This is a genomic window from Streptomyces sp. NPDC014676, assembly GCF_043084105.1.
In the GTDB taxonomy this organism is placed as follows: Bacteria; Actinomycetota; Actinomycetes; order Streptomycetales; family Streptomycetaceae; genus Streptomyces.
In genome coordinates this window covers 401,148-426,450 of sequence record NZ_JBIBZI010000001.1, presented here as the reverse complement: position 1 = coordinate 426,450, position 25,303 = coordinate 401,148, and the positions used below count along the sequence as shown (strand labels likewise).

The 25,303-nt window shown below is 70.9% G+C and carries 24 protein-coding genes and 2 tRNA genes; 11 read left to right on the top strand and 15 right to left on the bottom strand.

Features of this window, described 5'->3' with window-relative positions; translation table 11 throughout:
- Window positions 1–12: 12 nt before the first annotated feature.
- The 4 genes from ACF1DX_RS01940 to ACF1DX_RS01925 form a co-directional block, all read right to left on the bottom strand.
- A complete protein-coding gene (locus ACF1DX_RS01940) occupies window positions 13–705 on the bottom strand; it encodes an ATP-dependent Clp protease proteolytic subunit (RefSeq protein WP_030858109.1) in 693 nt (230 codons plus the stop codon).
- 110 nt (window positions 706–815) lie between these two features.
- Window positions 816–1,421, bottom strand: a complete 606-nt coding sequence (locus ACF1DX_RS01935; protein WP_024887530.1) for an ATP-dependent Clp protease proteolytic subunit — start codon at window positions 1,419–1,421, stop codon at window positions 816–818.
- Window positions 1,422–1,897: 476 nt separating this feature from the next.
- Window positions 1,898–3,295 carry a trigger factor gene (tig, locus tag ACF1DX_RS01930; protein WP_391789295.1) on the bottom strand — a complete coding sequence of 466 codons (1,398 nt, stop codon included), beginning with the start codon at window positions 3,293–3,295 and terminating at the stop codon, window positions 1,898–1,900.
- 165 nt (window positions 3,296–3,460) lie between these two features.
- Window positions 3,461–3,537 (bottom strand) — tRNA-Pro (locus ACF1DX_RS01925).
- Window positions 3,538–3,701: 164 nt separating this feature from the next.
- Here ACF1DX_RS01925 and ACF1DX_RS01920 point away from each other — a divergent pair.
- Window positions 3,702–3,772, top strand: a tRNA-Gly gene (locus ACF1DX_RS01920).
- 168 nt (window positions 3,773–3,940) lie between these two features.
- On the opposite strand, the gene ACF1DX_RS01915 is transcribed toward ACF1DX_RS01920, so the two are convergent.
- A complete protein-coding gene (locus ACF1DX_RS01915) occupies window positions 3,941–4,135 on the bottom strand; it encodes a hypothetical protein (protein ID WP_030858104.1) in 195 nt (64 codons plus the stop codon).
- A gap of 626 nt (window positions 4,136–4,761) precedes the next feature.
- On the opposite strand from ACF1DX_RS01915, the gene ACF1DX_RS01910 reads away from it, so the two are divergent.
- Window positions 4,762–5,943, top strand: a complete 1,182-nt coding sequence (locus ACF1DX_RS01910) for an acyltransferase family protein (RefSeq protein WP_391789294.1) — start codon at window positions 4,762–4,764, stop codon at window positions 5,941–5,943.
- A gap of 33 nt (window positions 5,944–5,976) precedes the next feature.
- Here ACF1DX_RS01910 and ACF1DX_RS01905 read toward each other — a convergent pair whose 3' ends face one another.
- Both ACF1DX_RS01905 and ACF1DX_RS01900 read right to left on the bottom strand, forming a co-directional pair.
- Window positions 5,977–6,435 (bottom strand): HD domain-containing protein, encoded by a 459-nt coding sequence (locus ACF1DX_RS01905; protein ID WP_391789293.1) that lies wholly within the window; start codon window positions 6,433–6,435, stop codon window positions 5,977–5,979.
- A gap of 18 nt (window positions 6,436–6,453) precedes the next feature.
- The gene (locus ACF1DX_RS01900; protein WP_030858098.1) at window positions 6,454–7,632 is read right to left on the bottom strand and encodes a PP2C family protein-serine/threonine phosphatase; all 1,179 of its coding nucleotides are present in this window, start codon (window positions 7,630–7,632) and stop codon (window positions 6,454–6,456) included.
- Between the two features lie 161 nt (window positions 7,633–7,793).
- Between ACF1DX_RS01900 and ACF1DX_RS01895 the strand changes: the two genes are divergently transcribed.
- Window positions 7,794–9,044 (top strand): GNAT family N-acetyltransferase, encoded by a 1,251-nt coding sequence (locus ACF1DX_RS01895; protein WP_391789292.1) that lies wholly within the window; start codon window positions 7,794–7,796, stop codon window positions 9,042–9,044.
- Between the two features lie 4 nt (window positions 9,045–9,048).
- Here ACF1DX_RS01895 and ACF1DX_RS01890 read toward each other — a convergent pair whose 3' ends face one another.
- Both ACF1DX_RS01890 and ACF1DX_RS01885 read right to left on the bottom strand, forming a co-directional pair.
- Window positions 9,049–9,870: an Fpg/Nei family DNA glycosylase gene (locus ACF1DX_RS01890; protein ID WP_391789291.1), complete on the bottom strand. Its 822-nt coding sequence runs from the start codon at window positions 9,868–9,870 to the stop codon at window positions 9,049–9,051.
- A 424-nt stretch (window positions 9,871–10,294) separates the two neighbouring features.
- The gene (locus ACF1DX_RS01885; protein ID WP_391789290.1) at window positions 10,295–10,780 is read right to left on the bottom strand and encodes a ribose-5-phosphate isomerase; all 486 of its coding nucleotides are present in this window, start codon (window positions 10,778–10,780) and stop codon (window positions 10,295–10,297) included.
- Window positions 10,781–10,984: 204 nt separating this feature from the next.
- On the opposite strand from ACF1DX_RS01885, the gene ACF1DX_RS01880 reads away from it, so the two are divergent.
- The gene (locus ACF1DX_RS01880; RefSeq protein WP_391789289.1) at window positions 10,985–12,451 is read left to right on the top strand and encodes an amino acid permease; all 1,467 of its coding nucleotides are present in this window, start codon (window positions 10,985–10,987) and stop codon (window positions 12,449–12,451) included.
- Window positions 12,452–12,532: 81 nt separating this feature from the next.
- Here the strand turns inward: ACF1DX_RS01880 and ACF1DX_RS01875 are convergent, their stop codons facing one another.
- Window positions 12,533–13,117 (bottom strand): biotin transporter BioY, encoded by a 585-nt coding sequence (locus ACF1DX_RS01875; protein ID WP_391789288.1) that lies wholly within the window; start codon window positions 13,115–13,117, stop codon window positions 12,533–12,535.
- Between the two features lie 381 nt (window positions 13,118–13,498).
- On the opposite strand from ACF1DX_RS01875, the gene ACF1DX_RS01870 reads away from it, so the two are divergent.
- Together ACF1DX_RS01870 and ACF1DX_RS01865 are read left to right on the top strand one after the other, a co-directional pair.
- Window positions 13,499–14,878 carry an amino acid permease gene (locus tag ACF1DX_RS01870; RefSeq protein WP_391789287.1) on the top strand — a complete coding sequence of 460 codons (1,380 nt, stop codon included), beginning with the start codon at window positions 13,499–13,501 and terminating at the stop codon, window positions 14,876–14,878.
- 230 nt (window positions 14,879–15,108) lie between these two features.
- Complete coding sequence (locus ACF1DX_RS01865) at window positions 15,109–15,351, top strand: hypothetical protein (RefSeq protein ID WP_391789286.1); 243 nt, start codon at window positions 15,109–15,111, stop codon at window positions 15,349–15,351.
- 3 nt (window positions 15,352–15,354) lie between these two features.
- Here the strand turns inward: ACF1DX_RS01865 and ACF1DX_RS01860 are convergent, their stop codons facing one another.
- Complete coding sequence (locus tag ACF1DX_RS01860; RefSeq protein WP_391789285.1) at window positions 15,355–16,002, bottom strand: DsbA family protein; 648 nt, start codon at window positions 16,000–16,002, stop codon at window positions 15,355–15,357.
- Window positions 16,003–16,140: 138 nt separating this feature from the next.
- Here ACF1DX_RS01860 and pepN point away from each other — a divergent pair, with 138 nt between their 5' ends.
- Together pepN and ACF1DX_RS01850 are read left to right on the top strand one after the other, a co-directional pair.
- Entirely contained in the window at window positions 16,141–18,735 is a 2,595-nt protein-coding gene (gene pepN / locus ACF1DX_RS01855; RefSeq protein WP_391789284.1) for an aminopeptidase N, read from the top strand.
- 179 nt (window positions 18,736–18,914) lie between these two features.
- Window positions 18,915–19,967, top strand: coding sequence for a hypothetical protein (locus ACF1DX_RS01850; RefSeq protein ID WP_391789283.1), 1,053 nt, complete (start codon window positions 18,915–18,917; stop codon window positions 19,965–19,967).
- A gap of 90 nt (window positions 19,968–20,057) precedes the next feature.
- Here the strand turns inward: ACF1DX_RS01850 and ACF1DX_RS01845 are convergent, their stop codons facing one another.
- A complete protein-coding gene (locus ACF1DX_RS01845; RefSeq protein WP_391789723.1) occupies window positions 20,058–21,230 on the bottom strand; it encodes a serine hydrolase domain-containing protein in 1,173 nt (390 codons plus the stop codon).
- Between the two features lie 150 nt (window positions 21,231–21,380).
- On the bottom strand, window positions 21,381–21,833 hold the full coding sequence (locus ACF1DX_RS01840) for an NUDIX hydrolase (RefSeq protein ID WP_199822052.1): 453 nt from the start codon (window positions 21,831–21,833) through the stop codon (window positions 21,381–21,383).
- Window positions 21,834–22,020: 187 nt separating this feature from the next.
- Here ACF1DX_RS01840 and ACF1DX_RS01835 point away from each other — a divergent pair, with 187 nt between their 5' ends.
- Window positions 22,021–22,206, top strand: coding sequence for a hypothetical protein (locus tag ACF1DX_RS01835; protein ID WP_391789282.1), 186 nt, complete (start codon window positions 22,021–22,023; stop codon window positions 22,204–22,206).
- Window positions 22,207–22,303: 97 nt separating this feature from the next.
- On the opposite strand, the gene ACF1DX_RS01830 is transcribed toward ACF1DX_RS01835, so the two are convergent.
- Window positions 22,304–22,612: a hypothetical protein gene (locus tag ACF1DX_RS01830; protein WP_391789281.1), complete on the bottom strand. Its 309-nt coding sequence runs from the start codon at window positions 22,610–22,612 to the stop codon at window positions 22,304–22,306.
- Between the two features lie 173 nt (window positions 22,613–22,785).
- On the bottom strand, window positions 22,786–23,499 hold the full coding sequence (locus ACF1DX_RS01825) for a hypothetical protein (RefSeq protein ID WP_391789280.1): 714 nt from the start codon (window positions 23,497–23,499) through the stop codon (window positions 22,786–22,788).
- A 237-nt stretch (window positions 23,500–23,736) separates the two neighbouring features.
- On the opposite strand from ACF1DX_RS01825, the gene ACF1DX_RS01820 reads away from it, so the two are divergent.
- Window positions 23,737–24,717 (top strand): LuxR C-terminal-related transcriptional regulator, encoded by a 981-nt coding sequence (locus ACF1DX_RS01820; protein WP_391789279.1) that lies wholly within the window; start codon window positions 23,737–23,739, stop codon window positions 24,715–24,717.
- A gap of 122 nt (window positions 24,718–24,839) precedes the next feature.
- On the top strand, window positions 24,840–25,217 hold the full coding sequence (locus ACF1DX_RS01815; RefSeq protein WP_391789278.1) for a hypothetical protein: 378 nt from the start codon (window positions 24,840–24,842) through the stop codon (window positions 25,215–25,217).
- The last annotated feature ends 86 nt before the right edge of the window (window positions 25,218–25,303 follow it).

The window sequence follows — 25,303 nt, the reverse complement described above, 5'->3', positions numbered from 1 at the left end:
CCCCGCCCCGCGTCAGCGCAGGCTGGTGTTGTCCATCTTCCGGGTGGTGATGATCTGATCGATCAGGCCGTACTCCAGCGCGTCCTCGGCCGTGAGGATCTTGTCGCGCTCGATGTCCTCGCGGATCTTGTCGAGCGGCCGGGTGGAGTGCTTGGCCAGCATCTCCTCCAGCTGGCTCCGCATCCGCAGGATCTCGTTGGCGGCGATCTCCAGGTCGGAGACCTGACCGCGGCCGGTCTCGCTGTACGGCTGGTGGATCAGCACGCGCGCGTTCGGCAGCGCCATGCGCTTGCCGGGCGTACCGGCGGCCAGCAGGACGGCGGCGGCGGAGGCCGCCTGGCCCATGCAGACCGTCTGGACGTCCGGTTTCACGTACTGCATCGTGTCGTAGATCGCCGTGAGCGCGGTGAAGGAGCCGCCGGGGCTGTTGATGTAGACCGAGATGTCCCGGTCGGGGTCCATCGACTCCAGGCACAGCAGCTGCGCCATGACGTCGTTGGCGGAGGCGTCGTCGATCTGCACGCCGAGGAAGATCACGCGCTCCTCGAAGAGCTTCGCGTACGGGTCGTACTCGCGGATGCCCTGGGAGGTGCGCTCGACGAAGCGCGGGATGACGTAGCGGGACTCGGCCGAGGGGCCGGTGTACCGGCCCTCGGAGGCGGCGGGCGTGCGGTCGTACAGGCCGCTGCCGGGGAAGCTGTTCACGGTGTCTCCTGAAAGGGGCTGAGGCGGTCGGCTGGGGCTGCTGGGGCTGTTCACCGGGCCCGGGGGCCCGGTGGGGCGTCCGCGGGGCCGCGAGGGCCCCGTGAGGCCGCTCAGGCCCCGGTGCCGCCGCCGCCCGGCATGCCGGCGGCCGTGGCGATCACGTCGTCGATGAGGCCGTACTCCTTGGCCTCGAAGGCGTCGAACCAGCGGTCACGGTCGGAGTCGCGGGTGATCTGCTCGACCGTCTGGCCGGTGTGCTGGGACGTCAGCTCGGCCATGCGCTTCTTGGTGTGCAGCAGCCGCTCGGCGTGGATCTTGATGTCCGAGGCCGAGCCGGCGAGACCGGCGGACGGCTGGTGGATCAGGATCTCGGCGTTCGGCAGCGCGAAACGCTTGCCGGGGGTGCCGGCGCTCAGCAGGAACTGGCCCATGGAGGCCGCCAGGCCCATGGCGATCGTCACCACGTCGTTCTTGATGTACTGCATGGTGTCGTAGATCGCCATACCGGCCGTGATGGAGCCGCCGGGGCTGTTGATGTACAGGTAGATGTCCTTGTCCGGGTCGGAGGCAAGGAGCAGCAGCTGTGCGGTGATCTTGTTGGCAATGTCGTCGTCGACCGGCTGGCCGAGGAAGATGATCCGCTCGCCGAGCAGCCGGTTGTAGACCTGGTCGCCGAGGCCACCACCGATGGAGGGCTCGCCGGCGGCTGAGGGCATCAGATTCGTCACGTATCCACCTGCTCGTCTTACGACGGCGCCGGGCCGTCTCACGTGTCCCTACGGGTCGGAGCCGTATTCGGTGACTCACGTCCCCTGGTATTCAAGGACCCTAACGCGGTGACTCCGCCAGGGAATCCCGGTAACGGGGGTGTTCGCCGGGGGCGTAGAGGGGTGTACTTCGCGATGCGCTCCGCGGGGAGCGCCGTTCGCCTTTCCGGCGGGGGCCGCCGGTTCGCGGGCGGCCGCGGGCCGGTGGGGGCCGGTCGCGCCCACGCGGCGGAGCCGCGCGTCGACACGGCCCGCTCCCCTGGGTGGGCTGCCCCACCGCCCGACAACAGGGCCCCGGAGCGATGCGCACCCCGGTACCCGAGAGCAGGGCCCTGAGTGACGTGCGTCCCGACGACCAGACACCGGGGCCCCGGAGTGCACAGCACTCCGGGGCCCCGGTGATCATGTCAGAGGTGACGCGAGGATCAGCCCTCGGTCTTCTCCTCGGCCGGCTCCTCGGCGGTCTCGGCCGACTCCGTGGCGGTCTCGGCGGTGTCCGCCTCGTCCTCGTCCTCGTCCTCGAGGTCGACGATCTCGCCGTTGGTGTCCTTGACCGTGGCCTTCTCGACCACGGAGGCCAGGGCCTTGCCGCGGGCGACCTCGCCGACGAGGAGCGGGACCTGGCCCTGCTCGACGACGGCCTGGGCGAACTGGTCGGGGGACATGCCGGAGGAGGCCGCGCGCCGCATGAGGTGCTCGGTGAGCTCCTCCTGGTTGACGTTGAGCTTCTCCTGCTTGACGAGCTCGTCGAGCACGAACTGGGTCTTGATGCCCTTGATCGCGGCCTCGCGGGTCTCGGCCTCGAACTCCTCCTCGGTCTTGCCCTGGATCTCCAGGTACTTCGCGAGGTCGAGGCCCATCTGGCCGAGCTGGTGGTGCTCGAGGTTGTGCTTGCGGGTGTTGATCTCGTCCTCGAGCAGCTTCTCGGGGACCGGGACCTCGACCAGCTCGAGCAGCTTCTCCAGGACGCGCTCCTGGGCCTGCGTGGCCTGGTCGTACTGCTTCATGTTCTCCAGGCGCTTGCGGCTGTCCGCCTTCAGCTCCTCGAGGGTGTCGAACTCGGACGCGAGCTGGGCGAACTCGTCGTCCAGCTCCGGCAGCTCACGGGCGGCGACCTGGGACACCTTGACGGTGACCTCGGACTCCTTGCCGGCCGCCGAGCCGCCCTTGAGCTCGGAGGTGAAGGTGGCCTCGCCACCGGCCTCCAGGCCCTTCACGGCGTCGTCGATGCCGTCCAGCAGCTCACCGGAGCCGATGGTGTACGACACGCCGCTCGCGACGCCGTCCTCGAGGACCTCGCCGTCGACCTTGGCCTCCAGGTCGATGGTGACGACGTCGCCGTCCTGGGCGGCGCGCTCCACCGGGGAGGTGGAGGCGAAGCGCTCGCGGAGCTGCTCGACCGACTTCTCGACGTCCTCGTCGGTGACCTCGACGGCGTCGACCTCGACCTCGATGCCGGAGTAGTCCGGGATCTCGATGGTCGGGCGGATGTCGACCTCGGCGGTGAAGTTCAGCGTCTCGCCGTCCTTCAGCTCCGTGATGTCGACCTCGGGCTGGCCCAGCGGGCTCAGCTCCGCCTCGTTCACGGCGTCGGTGTAGAACTTCGGGAGGGCGTCGTTGACGGCCTCCTCCAGCACCGCACCGCGGCCGAAGCGCTGGTCGATGACCCGGGCCGGGACCTTGCCCTTGCGGAAGCCCTTCACCGTGACCTGCTGGTTGATCTTCTTGTACGCCGCGTCGAGGCTGTCCTTGAGCTCCTCGAAGGGCACCTCGACAGTGAGCCGAACCCGGGTCGGGTTCAGGGTCTCCACGGCGCTCTTCACGGTTCGGTCTCCTTGTGGCTGACTTCTCGGGTTCTGCCGGGACCAGAGAGGCCCGGCCGATTCGCCGCCCGGAGGACTTCAGAGACACACAGGGCGTGCAGCTTGCATAGTAACGGCAGCGGCTACGGCACCCAAAAGGCGATCACCGGTGCGTGAGCAGGTGGCTGGTCGGGGTGGCGGGATTTGAACCCACGGCCTTCCGCTCCCAAAGCGGACGCGCTACCAAGCTGCGCCACACCCCGTCTGGTGCGACACGTAGGGTACATGCACCCGGGCGGAACGGCCGCCGCGTTTCACGGGCGCGGTGCCGCGCCGGGGCGGTCCGGAAACGGGGTGTGCGACGAGGGCGTACAACCCGCTACGATGCCTGTCAGTGCCGCGGTCACCGACGCGCGGCGCGCTCTGTGCGGGCGTAGCTCAATGGTAGAGCCCTAGTCTTCCAAACTAGCTACGCGGGTTCGATTCCCGTCGCCCGCTCTGTACGGCTCGGGGCCGGGCCGGAGGATCACTCCTCCGGCCCGGCCCCGGGTGTTTTCCTCGCGCTGTCCGCGGCGTCGGGCGGCTGAGGGCGGACAGGCCGGGCCGCCGGGCCGAGGAGTGGTTCCCGGGCCGGCCCGGATCGTTTCCGCGCGGGGGCGGGCGGGGTCAGAAGCTGATCGAGTTGATCATCTCGGCTATCGAGTCCAGGAACCGCTGGATGTCGTCGGCCATGCCGGTGGAGGCGAGGAAGAAACCGAAGAGGACGGCGACGATCGCCGGGCCGGCCTTGAGGGAGCCGCCTCTCATCAGCACCACCAGGATGATCGCCAACAGCAGCACCACAGACAGTGAAATGGCCACAACTGATCACACCCTCGGTCGGTTCCGCTTCCCCGGCCCGGGCGACACGACCCCGCGCACCCCGCCAGAACCATCGTGCCACCAACACGGCCGCCCTATGCGGCGGCTGACGCATCATCCGTCCCGGTACGGACGGTCCCGCCCGTGCGCGGCCGTCCGCACCGGCCGACGACGCGGTGTCGCACGGCAATTCGAAGGGGCACCCGCACAGGGAATTCAACCGGATCGTTTCCGTCTCCACACAACGCGTTCGCAGCTAATTCGAATTGTCACCGCAGGTGCTCCAACACCCCTTGGGTCGATACGGGAGAGAAACCCCCAAGCCGGTACATACCGCCGGAGTCGCCTGCCGGACTTATGCGTGACTTAGTCCGGAACAATCATGACAAGGACGACCCGAGCACCGACCAAGTCCCTTATACGCACAACGTGTTGGCCATCACGGCGATCACGCCGATCACTTTCCCCGATCCGGGGTACCCGAGCCGAATACCAGGAACAACGCCGGGCGTTTTACGAAATGCCGAGGACGACGCTAGGGTGCCTCAGATGTTCCACGCTGCCTCGTCCCCCGCAAGCGCAGCGAGCTCACCGATCGACTCCCCGAGTTCCCGCCGGGAGGGTCAGTGACGAACTCGCAGCGACCGTACGGCAACCGCAGAACGCCGCTCCCCCCGGCACAGTCACCGGCACCCGCGGTGCCGAGCCCGCGCACGAAGAACCCGCACACGAAGAACCCGCACGGCAAACAGCGCGACGCGTTCTTCGACAACGCCAAGTACCTGGCGATCGTGCTGGTGGCGGTGGGCCACGCCTGGGAGCCCCTCAAGGGCGACAGCCGGGTCCTGGAGGCGGCGTACACGGTCGTGTACACGTTCCACATGCCGGCCTTCATCATCGTCTCCGGCTACTTCTCGCGCAGTTTCGACATGCGGCCCGACCGGCTGCGCCGGCTGATCACCGGCGTCGCCGTGCCGTACATCGTGTTCGAGACCGCCTATCCCCTGTTCCGGCGGGTCGTCGACCACGCCCCCGAGCAGGAGATCAGCCTGCTCGACCCCTGGTACCTGACCTGGTTCCTGGTCGCGCTGTTCGTGTGGCGGCTGACCACGCCGGTCTGGAACGCGGTACGGCACCCGCTGCCGCTGGCCCTCGGCATCGCCGCGCTGGCCAGTGTCACCCCCGGGATCGGCGACGACCTCGACCTGCAGCGCGTGCTGCAGTTCCTGCCGTACTTCGTGCTCGGTCTGTGCATGCGGCCGGACCACTTCCGCCTGGTGCGCCGCCGGTCGGTGCGGATCGCGGCGGTGCCGGTGTTCGCGGCGGCGCTGGCCTTCGGCTGGTGGGCGGTGCCGCGGATGAACACCGCGTGGTTCTACCACCGTGACGCCGCGCAGGAGCTGGGCGCGCCGTGGTGGGCCGGTCCGGTCATGGTGCTCGCGATGTTCGGCTGCTCGCTGCTGCTGACCGCCTGCTTCTTCGCCTGGGTGCCGGGCCGCCGCATGTGGTTCACGGCGCTCGGCGCGGGCACGCTGTACGGCTATCTGCTGCACGGCTTCGTGGTGAAGGCCGGCGACTACCAGGGCTGGTTCGAGCACTCCGTGCTGCACCGGCCGCTCGGCGAGATCGCGGTGAGCGTCCTGGCGGCGGTCGTGGTGACGCTGCTGTGCACCGCCCCCGTGCGGCGGATGTTCCGGTTCGTGATGGAGCCGAGGATGGAGTGGGCGTTCAAGCGGGACGCCGCCGAAGCGGCCCGCGAACGCGGGCGGCAGGAGAAGAGGGAGACCCGCGAGAAGGTCTCCGCCTAGGAGGTCCCCTCCCCCCTTCAGGAGACCACGAGATCACGAGACCACGAGACCGAGGAGTGCGCGCATCCGCGCGTACTTCTCGGTCAGTCGTGTGCGGGTCGGTCCGTCCAGTACGGCGAGGCGGGCCGGGTCGGCGTTGTGCGCCAGGTCCGCCTCCTTCACCAGCGGCGCGCCGGGAGTGGCGAGGATCCGGGCCGCGTACGCCTCGGGCGGCTCCCCGGGGCGTTTGGTGACCGCGAGGACGATGTCCTTGGTCCGCCGGGTCAGCGCCGCCTCCTCCAGCCACCGCCGGGACAGCTTGTCGTCCTCGACGGCGTCGTGCAGCCAGGCCGCCGCGATCTGCTCCTCGTCGCCGCCGCGGGCCCGTACCCCCTCGGCGACGGCCCGGAGGTGTTCGGCGTAGGGCCGGCCCGCCTTGTCGGTCTGGCCGGCGTGCGCGGCACGGGCGGTGGCCTCGATCTCGGCCAGGGACAGCGGTGTCGTCTCGGTCACCCGCCCAGTGTGCACGGGTCAGCGGGCCGCCGCGGCCGTCGGGCCCTCACGGCAGATCAGCAGCAGCGCCCGGTCGTCGTTGACGTCCTTGGCGACCGCCTCGATGAGGTGCCAGGCGGCACCGTGGAAGCCGCCCGCGACATAGCGGTCGGCCTCGCCGGTGAGGCGGTCGATGCCCTCGACGATGTCCCGGTCGGAGGTCTCCACCAGGCCGTCCGTGAACAGCATCAGCACGTCGCCGGGGCGCAGCGAGCCCTTCACCGAGTCGAACTGGGCGCCGTCGTACACGCCGAGCAGCGGGCCGTCGGCCGCCTTCTCCTCCCAGCGTCCGCTGCCCGCGCTGAGCTGGAGGCCCGGCGGGTGTCCGGCGGAGTAGAGCTCGTAGTCGCCGGAGTCCAGGTCGAGCACCAGGTGGATGGAGGTGGCGAAGCCCTCGTCCCAGTCCTGGCGCAGCAGGTAGCCGTTGGCGGCCGGGAGGAAGGCGTGCGGCGGGAGGCTGCCGAGGAGACCGCCGAAGGCGCCCGACAGCAGCAGGGCGCGCGAGGCGGCGTCCATGCCCTTGCCGGAGACGTCGGTGAGCACGACCTCCAGGGTGCGCCCGCCGTTGGTGCGGGCGGCGACCACGAAGTCGCCCGAGAAGGACTGTCCGCCCGCCGGGCGCAGGGCCATCTCCCGGTGCCAGCCGTCCGGCAGCTTCGGCAGCTTGCTCTGCACCCGGATGCGTTCGCGCAGGTCGAACAGCATGGTGCCGCCGCGCCGCCAGGGCACGCCGACCCGGCTGCGGAACTGGGCGACGAGCAGTCCGAAGAAGCCGCAGGCGGCGACGGTGAGGACCACACCGGGCGTGACGCGGGCCGCGCCCTCGGTGTAGGGGCCGAGCAGCACCGATTCCACGATCAGCGCGGTCGCCGCGGCGGCGTACAGGCCGAGCAGGCTCGCCGGGCGCAGCAGCAGGCCGCCGGCGACGATCGGTATGACCAGTGCGGACGGCGCGCACCACACCGAGTTGGCGAGGGTCCCGGCCGCGATCAGCGGGACGGTGAGGAACAGTCCGGCGAGCGCGACCCAGTCGGAGCCGTCCCCGCGGAAGTAGTCGACGGCGCTCCGGCGCATGCCGACGCGGGCCCGGTGCCACTGCTTCTTCCACCGGGCCGTGAACGTGTCGGCTTCCGCGCGCCGCTCTCGTCCTGTTGCCATTAGTTCGGGACCCTATCCATCGGACCGGCCACTTGGCACGGGAGGTCCTGGTTGTCCCCGTGCCGGGGCCGACTTCACAGTCAACTTCACCGGACGCCGTCGTGGGGCCGCGCGGGAGAAATTGCCTCGCCCGTGCGGTACGGCACTGGTAGGGATGGCTCATGACGACCGAGAAAACGGGCCCCGCGACCGGACTTCGCGTGCTGGATCCGGACGACTGGGACAAGTGGTACACGACGCTGATCCGCGCTTTCGGCGGGGTCCCGGAGGCGGACGCGGAACGGGACCTGTGGAACTCGCTGACCGAGTTCGACCGTTCCCTCGGCGTATGGGACGGGGACGCCTGCGTGGGTACGGCGGGTGCGTTCTCGTTCCGGCTCACCGTGCCGGGCGGCGCCTGCGTACCGGCCGCGGGCGTCACGATGGTCAGCGTGGCCGCCACACACCGGCGGCGCGGGGTGCTGACGTCGATGATGCGACGGCAGCTGGACGACGTGCGGTCCTCGGGGGAGCCGCTGGCGGTGCTCACGGCGTCGGAGCCGGCGATCTACGGCCGGTTCGGGTACGCCGCGGCCACCTTCCAGGTCAACGCCGAGATCGACACCCGCCGGGCGGGCCTGACCGTCCCGGCCGGCACCGACGACGTACGGCTGCGGTACGCGGATCCCGTCGACGTCCTCGACGCCTGTGAGGCGGTCTACGCCCGGTCGGTGCCCGGCCGTCCCGGGATGCTCGCACGCCTGCCCGGCTGGGAGCGGGTGGCCCTGCTCGACACGGAGCAGCAGCGGGGCGGGGCGTCACCGCTGCAGTGCGTGGTCGCCGAGCGGGCCGGTGAGACGGTCGGGTACGCGCGGTTCCGGGTGAAGCCGGGCTGGAGCTCCGCCGGGGCCGACGGCACGGTGCTGCTGAGCACCCTGGGCGCGCTCGATCCGGCGGCGGACGCCGCGCTGTGGCGGTTCCTGTTCGGCATCGACCTGACGTCGACGCTGGTGGCGCGCAGCCGGCCGGTCGACGAGGCGTGGCAGTACCTGGTGTCCGACATCCGCCGGTGCCGGCCGGAGCTCCGGGACTCGCTGTACGTACGGCTGGTCGACGTCGGCGCGGCGCTCCGGGCGCGGACCTACCGGGCGCCGGTGGACGTGGTGTTCGAGGTGGAGGACGCCTTCTGCCCGTGGAACGCGGGGCGTTGGCGGCTGAGCGGGGACGCCAAGGGCGCGTCCTGCGAGCGTACGGAGGATCCGGCCGATCTCGCCCTGTCGATACGGGAGTTGGGCACGGCGTATCTGGGCGGGGTGAGCCTCGCGGCGCTCGCGGCGGCCGGCCGGGTGGACGAGTCACGGCGGGGCGCGCTGGCGGAGGCGTCCCTGGCGTTCGGGAGCGACCCGGCGCCGTGGCTGCCGCACGGGTTCTGACCGCTCAGCGGCGCTGACACTCCGGGCACCAGAACAGATTGCGGGCGGCGAGGCCGGCGGTGCGGATCTCGCCGCCGCAGATGTGGCAGGGCAGGTTCGCCCTGCGGTAGACGTACACCTCGCCGCCGTGGTCGTCGACGCGCGGCGGGCGTCCCATCGCCTCCGGGGTGTGTTCGGGGCGGACGGTGTCGATGCGGTTGAGACGGACGCCCTCGCGCATCAGCGCGACCAGGTCGGCCCAGATCGCGTCCCACTCGGCCGCGGTGATGTCCCGGCCCGCGCGGTACGGGTCGATCCCGTGCCGGAAGAGGACCTCGGCGCGGTAGACGTTGCCCACGCCCGCGATGACCTTCTGGTCCATGAGGAGGGCGGCGATCGTCGTACGGCTCCGGCCGATCCTGCGGTACGCGAGGGCCGGGTCGGCGTCCGGGCGCAGCGGGTCGGGGCCGAGCCGGTCGTGGACCGCCTGCTTCTCGGGGTCCGTGATCAGGGCGCAGGTGGTGGGGCCGCGCAGGTCGACGTAGGACGTGGCGCCTGCGAGGCGGAGCCGGACGGTGTCCGTGGGCGGCGGCGCCGGGGCCGGACCGAAGGTGACCTTGCCGAAGAGGCCGAGGTGGATGTGGACCCACTCGGCGGGCTCGGCGTCGCCGAAGCCGAGGAACAGGTGCTTGCCGTGGGCGTCGGTGGTGTGCAGCGGCGTGCGGTCGAGGAGGGCGGCGGCGTCGGCGAACTTGCCCTGGGGGCTGGTGACGCGGAGGGGGGCGCCGGCGGCGAAGGCGGCGGCGTAGTCCTCGGCCAGCCGGTGGATGGTGTGGCCTTCCGGCACGGGGATGTCCTTCCAAGCTTGTGCCCACCGCCCGGCCGACCCGGTCGGCCGGGCGGCCCGACTCACTCCAAGCAGCCCGGCTCACTCCAGGCGACTCGGCTCACTCCAGGCGACTCGGCTCACTCCAAGCGGCCCGGCTCGCCCAAGACGGCCCGACCCGCCCGGGCGATCCAGCTCGCTCCAAGCGGTCCGGCTCGTCCCAAACGGCCCGGCTTACTCCAGGCGACTCGACTCGCCCCGGCCGGCCCGGCTCGTCCCGGACGGCCGGCGCGTTCCGGACGGCCGGCGCGTTCCGGGGGCTACGCCCCGGGCCCCGGCGGGGGCCGCGTCCGCCGCGTCCCGCCGGCGCCTCGGCGCGTCGCCCCGGCGGTGCGCGCCGCGGAGAGGGCCCCCGAGGCCCTTGCGTCGGGGGACCCTGGCGGCGTTACCGCTGCGGGTGGTGCGGGGGGACGGGCGGGAGGTCGCCGGTGGTCTCGTAGGCGGCGAGCATGTCGATCCGGCGGATGTGGCGCTCGTCACCGGAGAACGGGGTGCTCAGGAAGGTCTCGACGAACTTCGTCGCCTCGTCCCGGGTGTGCATGCGCGCGCCCACCGCGATCACGTTGGCGTTGTTGTGCTGGCGGCCCAGGGCCGCCGTCTCCTCGCTCCACGCCAGGGCCGCCCGTACACCCGCGACCTTGTTGGCGGCGATCTGCTCTCCGTTGCCGGAGCCGCCGATCACGATGCCGAGGGCGCCCTCGTCCGCGGCGGTCCGCTCGGCGGCGCGGAGGCAGAAGGGCGGGTAGTCGTCCTGGGCGTCGTAGATGTGCGGACCGCAGTCGACGGGCTCGTGCCCCGCCGCCCCGAGCCACTCGACGAGGTGGTTCTTGAGTTCGTAGCCCGCATGGTCCGAGCCGAGATACACGCGCATGGTCCGAGTGTGACACGGGGGTTCCCGGGAAGGCGCGTCGGGTGCCTTGCACAAAAATTGTGAGGAAATCCATAGAAGCTCAGGAAAAGCTCAAGTAACGATCCGGAATCAAAGGTTTCCGAATTCTTTCTCCTCCGTTTCACTGGTCCGGCTCGTACCCGCTCGCACGGGGACCGCCCCACCGGCGCAAAGGAAAACCACCCCATGACTTCGCAGCCGACCCTCACCAAGCCCGAGGACGATCCCGGAAGGTCCGGCGATCCCGGGACACCGGGAGATTCCGGACTCCAGGCCGGGCTCAAGAACCGCCATCTGTCGATGATCGCCATCGGCGGTGTGATCGGCGCCGGCCTCTTCGTCGGTTCCAGCTCCGGCATCGCGACCGCCGGCCCCGGCATCCTCCTGTCGTACGCCCTCGTCGGCACGCTCGTGGTGCTGGTGATGCGGATGCTCGGGGAGATGTCCGCGGCCAACCCGACCTCCGGGTCCTTCTCCGCGCACGCCGACCGGGCGCTCGGGCCCTGGGCCGGGTTCACCATCGGCTGGCTCTACTGGTTCTTCTGGGTCGTCGTCCTCGCGGTCGAGGCGACCGCCGGTGCCGCGATCCTCGAAGGGTGGATACCGGCCGTTCCGCAGTGGGGCTGGGCGCTCATCGTGATGGTGGTGCTGACCGCCACCAACCTGGTCTCCGTCGGTTCCTACGGCGAGTTCGAGTTCTGGTTCGCCGGGATCAAGGTCGTCGCCATCGGCGCGTTCATCGTCATCGGCGGGCTGGCCGTCTTCGGTGTGCTGCCCGGCGTCGACAGCGACCAGGCGGGCCTGGCCAACCTCACCGAGCACGGCGGCTTCCTGCCGAACGGCGCCGGCGCCATCCTCACCGGCATCCTGCTCGTCGTCTTCTCCTTCATGGGCAGCGAGATCGCCACGCTGGCCGCCGGTGAGTCGGAGGACCCGCAGCGCGCCGTCACCAAGGCGACCAACAGCATCATCTGGCGGATCGGCGTCTTCTACCTCGGCTCGATCCTCGTCGTGGTCTGCCTGCTGCCGTGGGACAGCGAGTCCATCACCGAGGACGGCTCGTACGTCGCCGCCCTGGACTCCCTCGGCATCGCGCACGCCGGTCAGATCATGAACTTCATCGTGCTGACGTCCGTGCTGTCCTGCCTCAACTCCGGGCTCTACACGGCCTCCCGGATGGCCTTCTCGCTCGGCCGGCGCGGGGACGCGCCGAAGGCGTTCGCCCGGACCACGGGCCGCGGTGTGCCGCGCACGGCGATCCTCGTGTCCGTGGTGTTCGGCTTCGTCGCGGTCTTCTTCAACTACAAGTTCCCGGACTCCGTCTTCCTCTTCCTCGTCAACTCCTCCGGCGCGGTCGCGCTGTTCGTGTGGCTGGTGATCTGCTTCTCGCAGCTGCGCATGCGGAGGATCATCGAGGCGGAGGCGCCGGAGAAGCTGGTCGTGCGGATGTGGCTGTACCCGTACCTGACGTGGGCCAGCGCCGCGCTGATCGTGTTCGTGCTCGGTTACATGCTGACCGACACCGAGCACGACGGGCGTACGACGGTGCTGCTGTCGCTGCTGGTCGCCGCGATCGTGCTCGTCATCGCCGTCGTCAAGCAGCGGGTGGCCGGGCGCCGCGCGGAGGACCGGGACGGGATCCCGGCCGGCTGAGGCACCCTTCCCTACGGCAGGAGGCCCGGCGGGGCACCATGTGGTGCCCCGCCGGGCCTCCTGCCGTAGAACCCGGACGGATCACCGCTTGTCGGCGAACTTCCAGGCCGTCGGCAGCACGCCCATCGCCAGGGCCGCCTTCAGGGCGTCGCCGATGAGGAACGGGGTGAGGCCGGCCGCGATCGCGGCGGAGGCGGACATGCCGGTGGCGAGGGCCAGGTAGGGCACGCCGACGGCGTAGATGATCGCCGAGCCGAGCACCATGGTGCCCGCCATGCGCCAGGCGGAGCGGTCGGCGCCGCGACGGGCCAGGGCGCCCACGACGACGGAGGCCAGCAGCATGCCGAGGACGTAACCGAACGACGGCATCGCCGTTCCCGACCCGCCCTCCGCGAACCACGGCACGCCGGCCGCGCCCGCCAGCGCGTACACCGCGAGGGAGGCGAATCCGCGGCGGGCGCCGAGGGCGGTGCCGACGAGGAGCGCCGCGAAGGTCTGGCCGGTCACCGGCACCGGGGAACCGGGGACGGGCACCGCGATCTGGGCGGCGAGGCCGGTGAGCGCGGCGCCGCCGAGCACGAGCGCGGCGTCCCGGACACGGGAGGCCGGGACGAGGTCCGCGAGGACCTGGCCGGATCGGGCGGACGTGACGGTGGCGGTGCTCATGAGGTCTCCGCGGGGTGAGGGCAGTTGGGGACACCGCGACGCTATACCGGCGCCCGCGCGCCGATCACCGTCAGCGCTCGACAAAGGCGCCGCCGCGGCCTTGGTGGGCTCCTGACAAAGGGCGGGGCGATGAGGGGCGTGGGGTGACGCCGGTCACTGAGGTGAGGTGGTTTCGTCGACACCTCCGGGTGGTAGGGCGGCTGTAGGGACCCACCAAACGGGCCGTGCGGCGTCCCGCACCGCGCGACGACCGCCAAGTAACCGGAATATCACCCTCCGCATGACACGTGTCCACATGCCGGTCGGCCTCCCCGTGCGCGCGGGGAGGCCGACCAGACTGGGGGACGTTTTGCCGTCTCCCGCATTGGACGAGTCACGCCCATGCCCCGCACCACTGTCGAGACGCCCCCGAAGGCGGACGGCGTCCCCCTCTCGCACGGCCTGAAACAACGCCATCTGTCGATGATCGCCCTCGGCGGGGTGATCGGCGCCGGGCTGTTCGTCGGCTCCGGGACGGCCATCGCCGCCGCCGGTCCGTCCGTCGTCGTCGCCTACACCCTCTCCGGTCTTCTGGTGATGCTGGTGATGCGGATGCTGGGCGAGATGTCGGCCGCGTACCCGTCGTCGGGCTCCTTCTCCGCGCACGCCGAGCGGGCGTTCGGGCCCTGGGCGGGGTTCACCGTGGGCTGGTCCTTCTGGGTGCTGCTGTGCACGGCGGTCGGCCTGGAGGGCATCGGCGCCGCGACGATCGTCACCGGCTGGCTGCCGGGCACGCCCGCGTGGGCGTGGGTGGCGCTGTTCATGGTGGTGTTCTGCGGGACGAACCTCGCGGCGGTGAAGAACTTCGGCGAGTTCGAGTTCTGGTTCGCGGCCCTCAAGGTCGGCGTGATCTCCCTGTTCCTGGTGCTCGGCGGGCTGGCGATCGCCGGTGTGCTGCCGGGCACGGACTCCCCGGGCACCTCCCACCTCACCGACTTCCTCCCCCACGGCGGCGAGGGCCTGGTGATCGGACTGCTCGCCTCCGTCTTCGCGTACGGCGGTCTGGAGACGGTGACCATCGCGGCGGCCGAGTCGCGGGACCCGGTCAGGGGCGTGGCGGGCGCGGTCCGTACGGCGATGTGGCGGATCGCGCTGTTCTACATCGGCTCGATGGCGGTCGTCGTCACCCTGGTCCCGTGGGACTCCCCGGCGGTGGTCGAGGACGGCCCGTACGTCGCCGCCCTGGACCGCCTCGGCATCCCGGGCGCCGACCAGGTGATGAACGTCGTGATCCTGGTGGCGCTGCTGTCCGCGATGAACGCCAACATCTACGGCGCCTCGCGCATCGGCTACTCGCTGGTCGGGCGCGGACACGGCCCGAAGGCGCTCGGCCGGGTGTCGGGCGGGGTGCCGCGGATCGCCGTACTGGCCTCCTCGGCCTTCGGCTTCCTGTGCGTGCTGCTGAGCCACTGGCGGCCGGACGACGTCTTCGCCTGGCTGCTGAACACCATCGGCGCGGTGATCCTGGTCGTCTGGATCTTCATCGCCGTCTCCCAGCTGCGGCTGCGCCGCCGGCTGGAGCGCGAGGCGCCGGAGCGGCTCACGGTGCGGATGTGGGCCTTCCCGTGGCTGACCCGGCTGGCGCTGGCCGGCATGGCGGCGGTCTTCGTCCTCATGGCCCGGGAGCCGGACACGCGGGTGCAGCTCTACTCGACGGGCGCCATGACGCTGCTCCTGGCGGCCGGGGGATACGCCTGGCAGCGGACGCGCGCCCGGGACTGACGCCCGCCCCGACGGCCCTCGCGTGACCACGCGGGGGCCGTTTCGCGTACCGGGGGCTCACGGACGACCCTTTCCGCTGTTAGCGTGTAGTTGCAAGTAATGTGCAATAAGCGTCCTGCCTCGTGACCGTCTTCTCACCGTTCACCCGGCAGGCGGAAAAGAGGAAGCCCCCGCGAGGACAGGACTCGCGGGGGCTTCCGGTATGCGGCGATCCGGGTCATGGTGGCGCAATGGCGACACAGAGGACGATGAGGGACTACTGCTGGACCTGCGACGGGGACCAGCAACACCGTCAGCTCACCAGGAAGGAGGAGGACTGGCTCAAGGAACGGCTCGGCCGGTCCGGGGTCGGCGAGTTCTGGCTCTGTGTGAACGTGCTCGACCCCGACACCGGCAAGCAGTGCCGCAACCTGCGCACGGGCTTCAACAAGAAGCCCTTCGCCGCGCCGATCAAAGTGCCCGTGATCGACTGACCGTCACAGGTTGCTGAAGTCCGGCCCCTTCGTCCGGGTGCGCTTGATCTCGTAGAAGCCGGGGACCGAGGCCACCGCGAGGGTGCCGTCCCACAGGCGGGCGGCCTCGTCGCCCTTGGGCGCCGGGGTGACGACCGGGCCGAAGAAGGCGATCTCCTCGCCGTCGGGTCCGGGGACCGCGATGACCGGGGTGCCGACCTCCTGGCCCACCTTCTCGATGCCCTCCTTGTGGGAGGCGCGCAGCTCGGGCTCGTAGGGGGTGGAGTCCCAGTGCTCCATGAGGGACTCGGGCAGGCCGACGTCCTTCAGGGCGGCGGCGACCGTCTCCCTGCCCGGGCCCTGGTCCTGGTTGTGGATGCGGGTGCCGAGCGCGGTGTAGAGGTCGCCGAGCACCTCCGCGCCGTGCTCCTGCTGGGCCGCGATGACCACCCGGACCGGGCCCCAGGCCTTGACCTCGAGCATCTCGCGGTACTCGGCGGGGAGCTCGTCGAGCTTGTCCTCGTTGAGGACGGCGAGGCTCATCAGGTGCCAGCGGATCTCGATGTCCCGCACCTTCTCCACCTCCCGCACCCAGCGGGAGGTCATCCAGGCCCAGGGGCACAGCGGGTCGAACCAGAAGTCGACGGGCGTGGCGGTCGTCTTGTCCGGCATGTCGCTCCTCAGAGAAGGAAAAGGTCCTCTCCGGAAACAGCGTGAGGGATCCCGGCCATTCCCGCCCGCCCCGGGTCAGGAGCACATGGCAGGATCGGTCCTGATCATCCCTGTCGACGACGCCTGAGGAGTCCGCCCGTGCCCGGTGAGAATCTGACCCGCGACGAGGCCCGGGAGCGGGCAGCCCTGCTGTCCGTCGACGGGTACGAGGTGTCCCTGGACCTGCGCTCGGCGGTCGGCGAGCACAGCGGCGGGGGGCCGCGCACCTTCCGCTCCGTCACCACCGTCCGGTTCCGCTGCGCCGAGCCGGGCGCGAGCAGCTTCGCGGACCTGATCGCGCCGGCCGTGACGGCCGTCTCCCTCAACGGGCGGGACCTCGACCCCGGCCAGGTCTTCGACGGCTCGCGGATCCTGCTGGAGGACCTGGCCGCCGAGAACGAGCTCGTCGTCGACGCGCGGTGCGCCTACTCCCGCACCGGCGAGGGCATGCACCGCTTCGTCGACCCCGAGGACGGCGAGGTGTACCTGTACACCCAGTACGAGCCGGCCGACTCCCGTCGCGTCTTCGCGGGTTTCGAGCAGCCCGACCTCAAGGCGCCCTACCGCTTCGAGGTGCGCGCGCCCGAGGGCTGGACGGTGTGGAGCAACGGGGCCGGTGAACTCACCGACGGGGTGTGGCGGTTCGCGGAGACCAAGCCGATCTCGACGTACATCACGTGCGTGGTGGCCGGCCCGTACCACTACGTGACCGACTCCTACGAGCGGGTCTTCGAGGACGGTACGCGGCTGGAGATCCCGCTCGGCGCGATGTGCCGCAAGGGGCTCGCCCCGCACTTCGACGCCGACGACGTGTTCCTGGTGACCAAGCAGGGCCTGGACTTCTTCCACGACCACTTCGACTACCCGTACCCGTTCGGCAAGTACGACCAGGCGTTCGTGCCCGAGTACAACCTGGGCGCGATGGAGAACCCGGGGATGGTGACCTTCCGGGAGGAGTTCATCTTCCGGGGCAAGGTGACGCGGGCGTCGTACGAGGGCCGGGCCAACGTCATCCTGCACGAGATGGCGCACATGTGGTTCGGCGACCTGGTCACCATGGAGTGGTGGGACGACCTGTGGCTGAAGGAGTCCTTCGCGGACTTCATGGGCGCGTTCTCGCTGGTCGGCGCGACCCGCTTCACCGACGGCTGGATCACCTTCGCCAACCGCCGCAAGGCGTGGGCGTACCGCGCGGACCAGCTCCCCTCCACGCACCCGGTCACCGCCGACATCCGCGACCTCCAGGACGCCAAGCTCAACTTCGACGGCATCACCTACGCGAAGGGCGCCTCGGTTCTCAAGCAGCTGGTGGCGTACGTCGGTCAGGACGCGTTCCTGGAGGGCGCCCGGCGCTACTTCAAGCGGCACGCGTACGGCAACACCCGGCTCGGTGATCTGCTGTCGGTCCTTGAGGAGACCAGCGGGCGGGACATGGCCGCCTGGTCGCGGGCCTGGCTGCAGACGGCCGGCGTCAACTCCCTCACCCCGCAGGTGCTGTTGCGTGAGGACGGTCGGGTCGACGAGCTGGCGATCGTGCAGGAGGCCGCCGAGTCGCACCCCGAACTGCGCCCGCACCGGGTCGCGGTGGGCCTGTACCGGCGCACCGAGGACGCCGGGGGGCTGCCGGCGCTGGAGCGGTACGCGCAGACCGAGACGGACGTCGAGGGCGCGCGTACGGTCGTGGCGGAGCTGGCGGGCGCCGAAGCACCGGACCTGGTGCTGGTCAACGACGACGACCTGACGTACTGCAAGACCCGGTTCGACGAGACCTCGCTGGCGGCGCTGCGGCGCAGCCTCGGCTACATGACCGACCCGCTGGCGCGCGCCCTGTGCTGGTCGGCGCTGTGGAACATGACGCGGGACGCGCTGCTGCCGGCCCGGGAGTTCATCGGCCTGGTGGTGAAGTTCGCGGGCCAGGAGACGGACATCGGCGTGCTGCAGATGCTGCACGCGTGGGCGGAGTCGGCGGCGGTGCACTACACCGCGGCCGAGCGGCGGGCGGAGGCCGGGCGGGAGCTCTGCCAGATCGCCTCCATCCGGATGTACTCCCCCGATGCGGGCAGCGAGCACCAGCTCGCGTGGGCGCGGTTCTTCGCGCGCGTGGCCGATGTACCGGCCGCCTTCGAGCTGCTGACCGCGCTGCTCGACGGCACGGTGACCCTGCCGGGCCTGGAGGTCGACCAGGAGCTGCGCTGGGCGTTCCTGGAGCCGCTGGCCGCGCACGGCGTGGCGGACGAGAAGCGGCTGGACGAGGAGCTGGCCCGCGACGACACCGCGTCCGGCAAGCGGCACCACGTGCGCTGTCTGGCCGCCCGCCCGTCGGCGGCGGTCAAGGCGCGGTGCTGGGAGCAGGTCGTGGAGTCGGACGCGCTGTCCAACGCGCTGGTGGAGGCCACCATCTCGGGCTTCGCGCAGGCGTCCCAGCGGGAGCTGCTCGCGCCGTACACGGAGAAGTACTTCGCGGCGATCGAGCGGGTGTGGACCGAGCGGTCGATCCAGATCGGCATGGACGTGGTGCGGGGCCTGTTCCCCTCCTTCCAGGACTCGCAGGCGACGCTGGACGCGACGGACGCGTGGCTCACGTCCCACGAGGACGCGGCCCCGGCCCTGCGCCGCCTGGTCCTGGAGTCCCGCGACGACCTGGCCCGCGCCCTGCGCGGCCAGGCCTGCGACGCGGCCGCCGCCGGCCGCTGAGTGCCGCGACCGGCCGTTCCGTCACCGTTACAAGAGACCCGTAACCCCTGGTCCGTACCCGAACGGACCAGGGGTTTTCGGTATCCGAACACGCGTCCTTTAGTGCGGCCTTGTCCTCATTTGTCGACGAGCCTGTAACAGGGGTTCCAAGACGGCCCGGAGGCGGGAAATTGCCGGGCATGAACCACAACACCCCGCTCTCCCCCCGCCCCCTGCACCACCTCTCCGCCGGTGCCGGACGCCGGGTGCTGACCCACGCGCAACTGCGCGCCCACGGCGTCTCGGCCGCGAAGGCCGGCGAGCAGTGCCGCCCCGGCGGGCCCTGGCTGCACCTGCTCCCGGGCGTCGTCCTGCTCCACCCCGGCCCGCCGACCAGCGAGGAGCGGCTGCACGCGGTGCTGATGTACGCGGCACGGGAGCGGACCGCGGGCGTCCCCGTCCAGCCCGGTACGGAGAGCCCTCCCGCGTCCGCCTACGGGGAGGCGATGATCACCGGGCTGGCCGCGCTGACCCTGCACGGCTTCCCGTCCGCTCCCCCGCTGCCGTCCCTGGACGCCTTCGACGTCCTGGTCCCGCGGCTGCGCCGGCTGCGCTCGACGGGCTGCGCCCGGATCGTCCGCACCCCCGAGCTGCCCGTCCCGGAGCAGGTCACGGGCCTGCCGGTGGCCCCGGTCCCGCGCGCGCTGGCCGACGCCGTGGCGGGCCTGCAGGACGCGGACACGGTACGCCGGCTGCTCACGGAGGCGGTGCGCGGCGGCTTCTGCGACCCGGCGGCGGTGGTGCGCGAACTGACCGCCGCGAAGCTGCTGAACCGGCCGCACGTGGTGGACGCGGTGGACTCGCTGCTGGCCGAGGGGCGGACGCTGGCGGAGTCCCGGCTGTACCGGATGGTGCGCGAGCACGGCCTGCCCGACCCGTGCTGGAACGTCGACCTGCGGCTGCCGGGCGGACCCCATCTCGGCGGCGTGGACGCGTACTGGCCGGAGCACGCGGTGGCGGTGGAGCTGGACACCCGCGCGCCGCGTCCGGGCCGGCGGCCCGACGACGAGGCCGAGTGGTCGGAGTACGCCCGCAGGCGTGAACACCTGGAACGCCTCGGCATCACGGTCGTCCACATCACCCCGCGGGGGCTCCGGGACGCGATGGAGCAGCAGGCGGCGGTGGTCCGTACGGCGCTGATCGCCTCGGCCGACCGCGACCCGTCGGCGTATGTGGTGGTGCTGCCCCGGTAGGGGGCCGGGGCAGCACCGTCAGGAGGGGGCCGGAGGGGCCGCCGGGAGCCGTCGCCCGGTGGCCCCTCCCGTGTGTCCGGGCCGCGGGTGTCAGTCGCCGCAGAACTCCGCCTCGATCACCGCCTCGGTGTCCCCCGCCCAGTCACCGTTGAAGTTGAACGCCAGGGAGTGCCGGCCGTCCTTCGTCGTGACGGCCTCGGACACGGAGCCGTGGATGCCGCCGCCGTGGCCCCACACGGCCACCCCGCAGCTCAGCGTGGTCCTCATCAGGCCCAGGCCGTAGGCGTGGGTGGCGTCCACGGGCACCATGGTGGTCATCTCGTTCAACTGCTCCCGGGGGAGCAGCCGGCCCGTCAGCAGGGCGCGGTAGAAGCGGTTCAGGTCCTTGGAGTCGGAGATCATCTCGCCCGCCGAGTGGGCGAGGGACGGATTGATGCGCGTGACGTCGTACGTGGGGCCGGTCGCGGTCGGTGCCAGTTTGGAGTAGGCGCGGCTGCTGGGGCGGGGCAGGGAGGAGCGGGTGCCGGGGACCGAGGTGGCGGTCAGGCGCAGGGGGTCGATGACGCGCCGGCGGATCTCCTCGCCGTAGGGGCGGCCGGTGGCCTTCTCGATCACCATGCCGGCCAGGACGTAGTTGGTGTTGGAGTAGTTCCAGGAGGTGCCGGGCACGAAGTCCGGCTCGTGGGCCAGGGCGATCCCTACGAGTTCCCCCGGGGTCAGGGTGTCGTAGCGGTGCTCGAGGAAACCACCCTCCTTCGTGAAGTACGTGCGGCCGAAGTCCTCGTCCGCCGTGTAGTTGAAGACGCCGCTGGTGTGGTTCAGCAGGTGCCTGAGGGTGATCCGGGTGCCGTCGTGGCCGTTGCCGGTCACCAGGCCGGGCAGCCAGGTGTCGACGGTGTCGTCCAGGGACAGCCTCCCCTCGGCCTCCAGTTGCAGCAGCACCGTCGCCACGAAGGTCTTGGTGATGCTGCCGACCCGGTAGTGGTCCTGCGGGGAACGCTTCCGTTCCGTGCGGAGGTCGCCCACCCCGGCTGTCGCCGCCCAGGTGCCCCTCCCGTCCCGCGCCGTCGCCGTCACACCGGGCACGCCCGCGGCGACCGCGGCCTTCATCGCCCGGCGGGTCGCCTGGTGGTCACCGGTGGCGGTGGTGTTCCCCGTTCCGGCCCCGGGGTCCGAGGGCGCCGCCACGGCGGGGACCGCCAGGGCCGCCGAAAGGGCCACCGCCACCGCCGCCACCGCTGTCGTCCGCATCCGCATCCGCATGCTCGTGTCTCCCCTGTTCATCGGCATGGTCGCGGGGAGGGACCGCGGACGGGCCGGCGGGGTTGCCGCCGGCCGCGGTGGTTGACCGGGTTTCGGCCTTTCCCCGGGGGCGGTCCTCCGGGCGCCGGCCGGGTCGCACACGCGCCTTTCTTACGCGGACTCCACCCGCCCCGCCGCCGGACGCTCCCGCCACAGCCGCAGCCCGATGTCGACCATGCGGACGCGGACCAGGTCCGGGACGGCGTCCAGGGGCTGCCAGGCGGCGAGGTCGGTGGAGCCGCCGATCTCGTTGCGCAGTTCGCCGCCGGTGATCCGGCCCTCGTAGACCAGCCGTACGCCGTGGTGGTCGACGGAGCGGCCGAAGCGGGCGGGGAAGGTGCGGCGGGTGGAGTTCACCCCGAGCAGTCCGGTGACCTCGATGCGGTAGCCGGTCTCCTCCTCGACCTCCCGCCGCACGGTGTCGTAGGGATCCTCGCCGTGCTCCATGCCGCCGCCCGGCAGCACCCACTCGGGCACGCCGCCGGGACCCGGTGACCGGGCGAGCAGGAACTGTCCGTCGCGCACCACCACGGCGTAGGCCGCCACCCTCAGATTCCGTCGCATCCGGGGACGTTAACCCGGCGGCCGGTACCGCGGAGCAGGTGCGGGCCAGTTCGTCGTCCTCCATCTCCGCATTCCCGGCCACCGCCGAGTGGGTCGTGACCCATGACTTCGCCTCCCTCGAGGACAAACTGGAGGGCGGACCGCTGAGATCGATCGTGCCGGACACATCGACCGTCGGGCACAGCAGGTGAAGACCACCGTGGTCGCGCCGGCGGGCAGCGCTTCCGCGAAGCTCTCCGCCGAGGTCCTGGTCGAGTCGGCCGGTCCGGCGGACCGCCGGTTCTTCGGCGAGGGCAGGCTGGTCAACAGCCATGGCAGCGCCATCGGCCAGGACACGGTGATCGTCAGGAAGGCCACCGGTCGACGTCCGTGATCCAGGGGACAGGGCGGGTACTCCCCCGGGGTGCCCGCCCTGTGCCCCCATCCTTCACGTGCGACGCGGGGGGCACGACTGCCATGCCGCGCTCACCTCATTGCCCGACGGACAGCGCCCAACGAACACCGGACCCGGCGGTCACCTGGAGCACGGCTTCCTCGCGCGCCTCCTTCAGGGCGATCTGGTTGTACGTACTGCTCACCTCGTGGCCGACGCATTCCAGGGGGAAACTCAGTCCGACGGGCTTCAGCTCGACCGTCAGCGTTCCCTCGCCCTGACAGTTCACGGCGATGGACACCGGCCCGCTCCTCACACCGCCGTCCAGCGGCAGGGTCCGGTTCCCCCGTGCGTCCGCCAACGATGCGATCACCTCGCCGTCGACGACCTGTGGCGCCCTGGTCACGGTCTCGCCCGAGACGTGCTCGGCCCGGTCTGCGGGGTTCCCGGACTGTGTGGACGATGTGCCCGGCTCGGCCGCCCGCTCCCGATGGACGTCGTCCTCCGTGCAACCGCCGCAGAGAGCCGTCACCAGGCAGGCCACTACGAGGACGGCGACCCGGCCGGGCCGCCGACTGCTCAGGACTCCCACAGGTACCAACCGACCTTCATGGGCGAGTAGCTGGTGATGGTCTTCTTGGCCGACGTCTGGCAGTTGCTGTAGATATGGTAGCTGACGCCGGTGTTCTTCAGCCGGTAGACGCCGTACTTGGCGTTGGTCGTCGTCTTCGACGGCGTGTCGACGGCGATGCTGTTGCCGAGCTTGGCGGTGAGCGAAGCGGACAGGTTGACGTCGTACTTGCCCTCGATCTTGGCGAGCATCGCGTCCACGCTCACGGCGAGGCCGGCCGTGACGCTGACGCCGATGGTACCGGTCACTTCGGAGGTGAACGTCGACTTGGCGGTGCGTGAGGTGCCGTTGTAGTTCGCCAGGGTCGGACCGACACCCTTGTGGTACTTGCTCCCCTTGGTCTTCGGTGTATAGATCTTGGCCGGATCGCAGTACTCGGCATCGGGCTTGTCCGTGGGCTTGCTGGGCAGGGGAGGCTCCAGTTCCTCGCCCGGCTCGGTACCGGGCTCCTGGGTGACCTCCTCCTCCGGCACGTCGAAGACGTCCTCCTCCTCCGGTTCCGCCGGAGGCTCCGTGCCGACGACGATCTCGTCCACGACCGGATCCGTCTCGTCCGCGAGGGCGGGCATCGAAGCGGACGCGGCCAGTGCGGTGGCCGCCGCGACCGTCACCACGACACGGGTGGCCTTGCGCCTGACGGACTTGGTCGAGTACCGGGGCATGCCGAACTTCCTTACCGTGAAAGGGAAATGGGGAACCGGTCGGCAGCGTGACTCGCCGTTCGCCGTCCGGTGCCTTCGACATTAGGCCCGCGCGGACCGCCGCGAACTGCTTCTCACCTGGCACTCGGAGGCCATGGCCGCAGGATGTCAACGCAGGAATCCCGACGGATTCGTACACAGAACCGGGTACCGTCGGCTCACCTGACCTGACCAGCATCACCTTCCCGGGAGAAAACCGTGCTGGACACCCTCGGCATCGATGGACCGGCCCACGGCGTCTACCGGGCCCTGCTGCTGCATCCGTCCTGGACGTTGCAGGACATCGCCCGGGAGACCGGTCTCACCACCGCCGAAGTGCGTGCGGCGTTCGACCGGTTGACCCAACTGTCGCTGCTTCACGAAGCCACCGACCACCAGTTCGTTCCCATCAGCCCCGACGTCGTCCTCTCCCCGGAGCTGTTGCGCAAGGAAGCCGAACTGGACGAGCAGAGAGCCAGGTTGTCCCGCGAACGAGCCGCGCTGGCTGCTCTCACCTCCGAGTACACCGCGCTCACGACGAGTCACGGCGGCAGTGGTGTGGAGCGGCTCGACGGTGTGGAAGCGGTGCGGGTCCGGCTGATGGAACTCGCGCACCGCGCCAAGACCGAGGTGTGCACCTTCGTGCCCGGCGGGGCGCTCAGCGCCGCCGCCCTGGAGGCGGGCAAACCGCTGGACGAACAGAACCTCGCGCGTGGGGTGCGGATGCGGACCGTCTACCTGGACAGTGTCCGCAACGACTCCGCGACCGTCGAGTACGCCACGTGGCTCGCTTCCGTCGGTGCCGAGACGCGTACCGTGCCCACGCTGCCCATGCGCATGATCCTGTGCGACCGTACGGCAGCGGTCATTCCCATAGACACCGACGACAGCGGCAAGGGCGCCCTGCTCATCCGTTACCCCAGCATGGTGCGGGCGCTCGAGGAGTTGTTCGACCTGGTCTGGGAGAACGCGGTGCCGCTCGGCGCACCGGCACAGAAGAACTCCGAGGACACCCCGAGCGACCGGGAGACCGCCCTCCTCAAGATGTGGGCGATAGGTCTGACCGACGAGGGCATCGCCCGCAAGATGGGCGTCTCGCTGCGCACGATCCGACGCAACACGGCGGATCTGCAGAGGCGTCTCGGGGTGCAGAGCCGGTTCCAGGCGGGCGCCGAAGCCGTTCGGCGCGGCTGGATCTGACACGTGTCGGCCCCGTCGCCGGTGAGCACGGAGCCGATGCGCTGGCCTCTCGATGCCATGGCCCGGAGCTGACAGGCACCAGTCGCCGGCCTTGCCGTCGTACAGTGCCTAGGGTCGGGCTGGTGTACGCAGTCAAGGTCGTCCTCCTGTTCCCGTCCGCACCCGCTTCTCCCGATCCCTCCGGCCCGCCGGCCGACATGCCCGGCGACCGGCGGCTCAAGGCGATCGCCCGCTACACACGGCTGGCTCCGCAGCCAGGCATCGCCCATGTCTCCCTCGTCCGGTGGGGCACGCGGCTGGTGGGGATGACCTTCGTCGACGCCCCGGGCCCCAGCGAGGCCCTCGTCCGGGCCCGGGTCGGCTGGAACCGGTGGCTGAGCCTGCCGGGCCTGCTACCGGGATGGGTTGTCGACACCTGCGAAGCCGACCTTTATCTGCATGGACGCCGGCTCCTGCGGCCCCCGGCCCGCGACTGGCATGACGATGCCATGTCCTCGTGAGGCCAGCCGCATCCTGCTGACGCCGACCGGAGCGAGCCGGATGATCGTGTCGGGCACACGATCGCCGACCGGCGACGGAACGAGAA

Bases quoted from the DNA above. Each gene is read 5' to 3' on its own strand.
- ACF1DX_RS01935 (WP_024887530.1), bottom strand. From the start codon at position 1,421: ATGCCCTCAGCCGCCGGCGAGCCCTCCATCGGTGGTGGCCTCGGCGAC.
- ACF1DX_RS01865 (WP_391789286.1), top strand. From the start codon at position 15,109: ATGGCGACACAGAGGACGATGAGGGACTACTGCTGGACCTGCGACGGG.
- ACF1DX_RS01880 (WP_391789289.1), top strand. From the start codon at position 10,985: ATGACTTCGCAGCCGACCCTCACCAAGCCCGAGGACGATCCCGGAAGG.
- ACF1DX_RS01860 (WP_391789285.1), bottom strand. From the start codon at position 16,002: ATGCCGGACAAGACGACCGCCACGCCCGTCGACTTCTGGTTCGACCCG.
- ACF1DX_RS01900 (WP_030858098.1), bottom strand. From the start codon at position 7,632: ATGGCAACAGGACGAGAGCGGCGCGCGGAAGCCGACACGTTCACGGCC.
- ACF1DX_RS01850 (WP_391789283.1), top strand. From the start codon at position 18,915: ATGAACCACAACACCCCGCTCTCCCCCCGCCCCCTGCACCACCTCTCC.
- ACF1DX_RS01875 (WP_391789288.1), bottom strand. From the start codon at position 13,117: ATGAGCACCGCCACCGTCACGTCCGCCCGATCCGGCCAGGTCCTCGCG.
- ACF1DX_RS01870 (WP_391789287.1), top strand. From the start codon at position 13,499: ATGCCCCGCACCACTGTCGAGACGCCCCCGAAGGCGGACGGCGTCCCC.
- ACF1DX_RS01885 (WP_391789290.1), bottom strand. From the start codon at position 10,780: ATGCGCGTGTATCTCGGCTCGGACCATGCGGGCTACGAACTCAAGAAC.
- ACF1DX_RS01840 (WP_199822052.1), bottom strand. From the start codon at position 21,833: ATGCGACGGAATCTGAGGGTGGCGGCCTACGCCGTGGTGGTGCGCGAC.
- ACF1DX_RS01895 (WP_391789292.1), top strand. From the start codon at position 7,794: ATGACGACCGAGAAAACGGGCCCCGCGACCGGACTTCGCGTGCTGGAT.
- ACF1DX_RS01845 (WP_391789723.1), bottom strand. From the start codon at position 21,230: ATGCGGATGCGGATGCGGACGACAGCGGTGGCGGCGGTGGCGGTGGCC.
- ACF1DX_RS01825 (WP_391789280.1), bottom strand. From the start codon at position 23,499: ATGCCCCGGTACTCGACCAAGTCCGTCAGGCGCAAGGCCACCCGTGTC.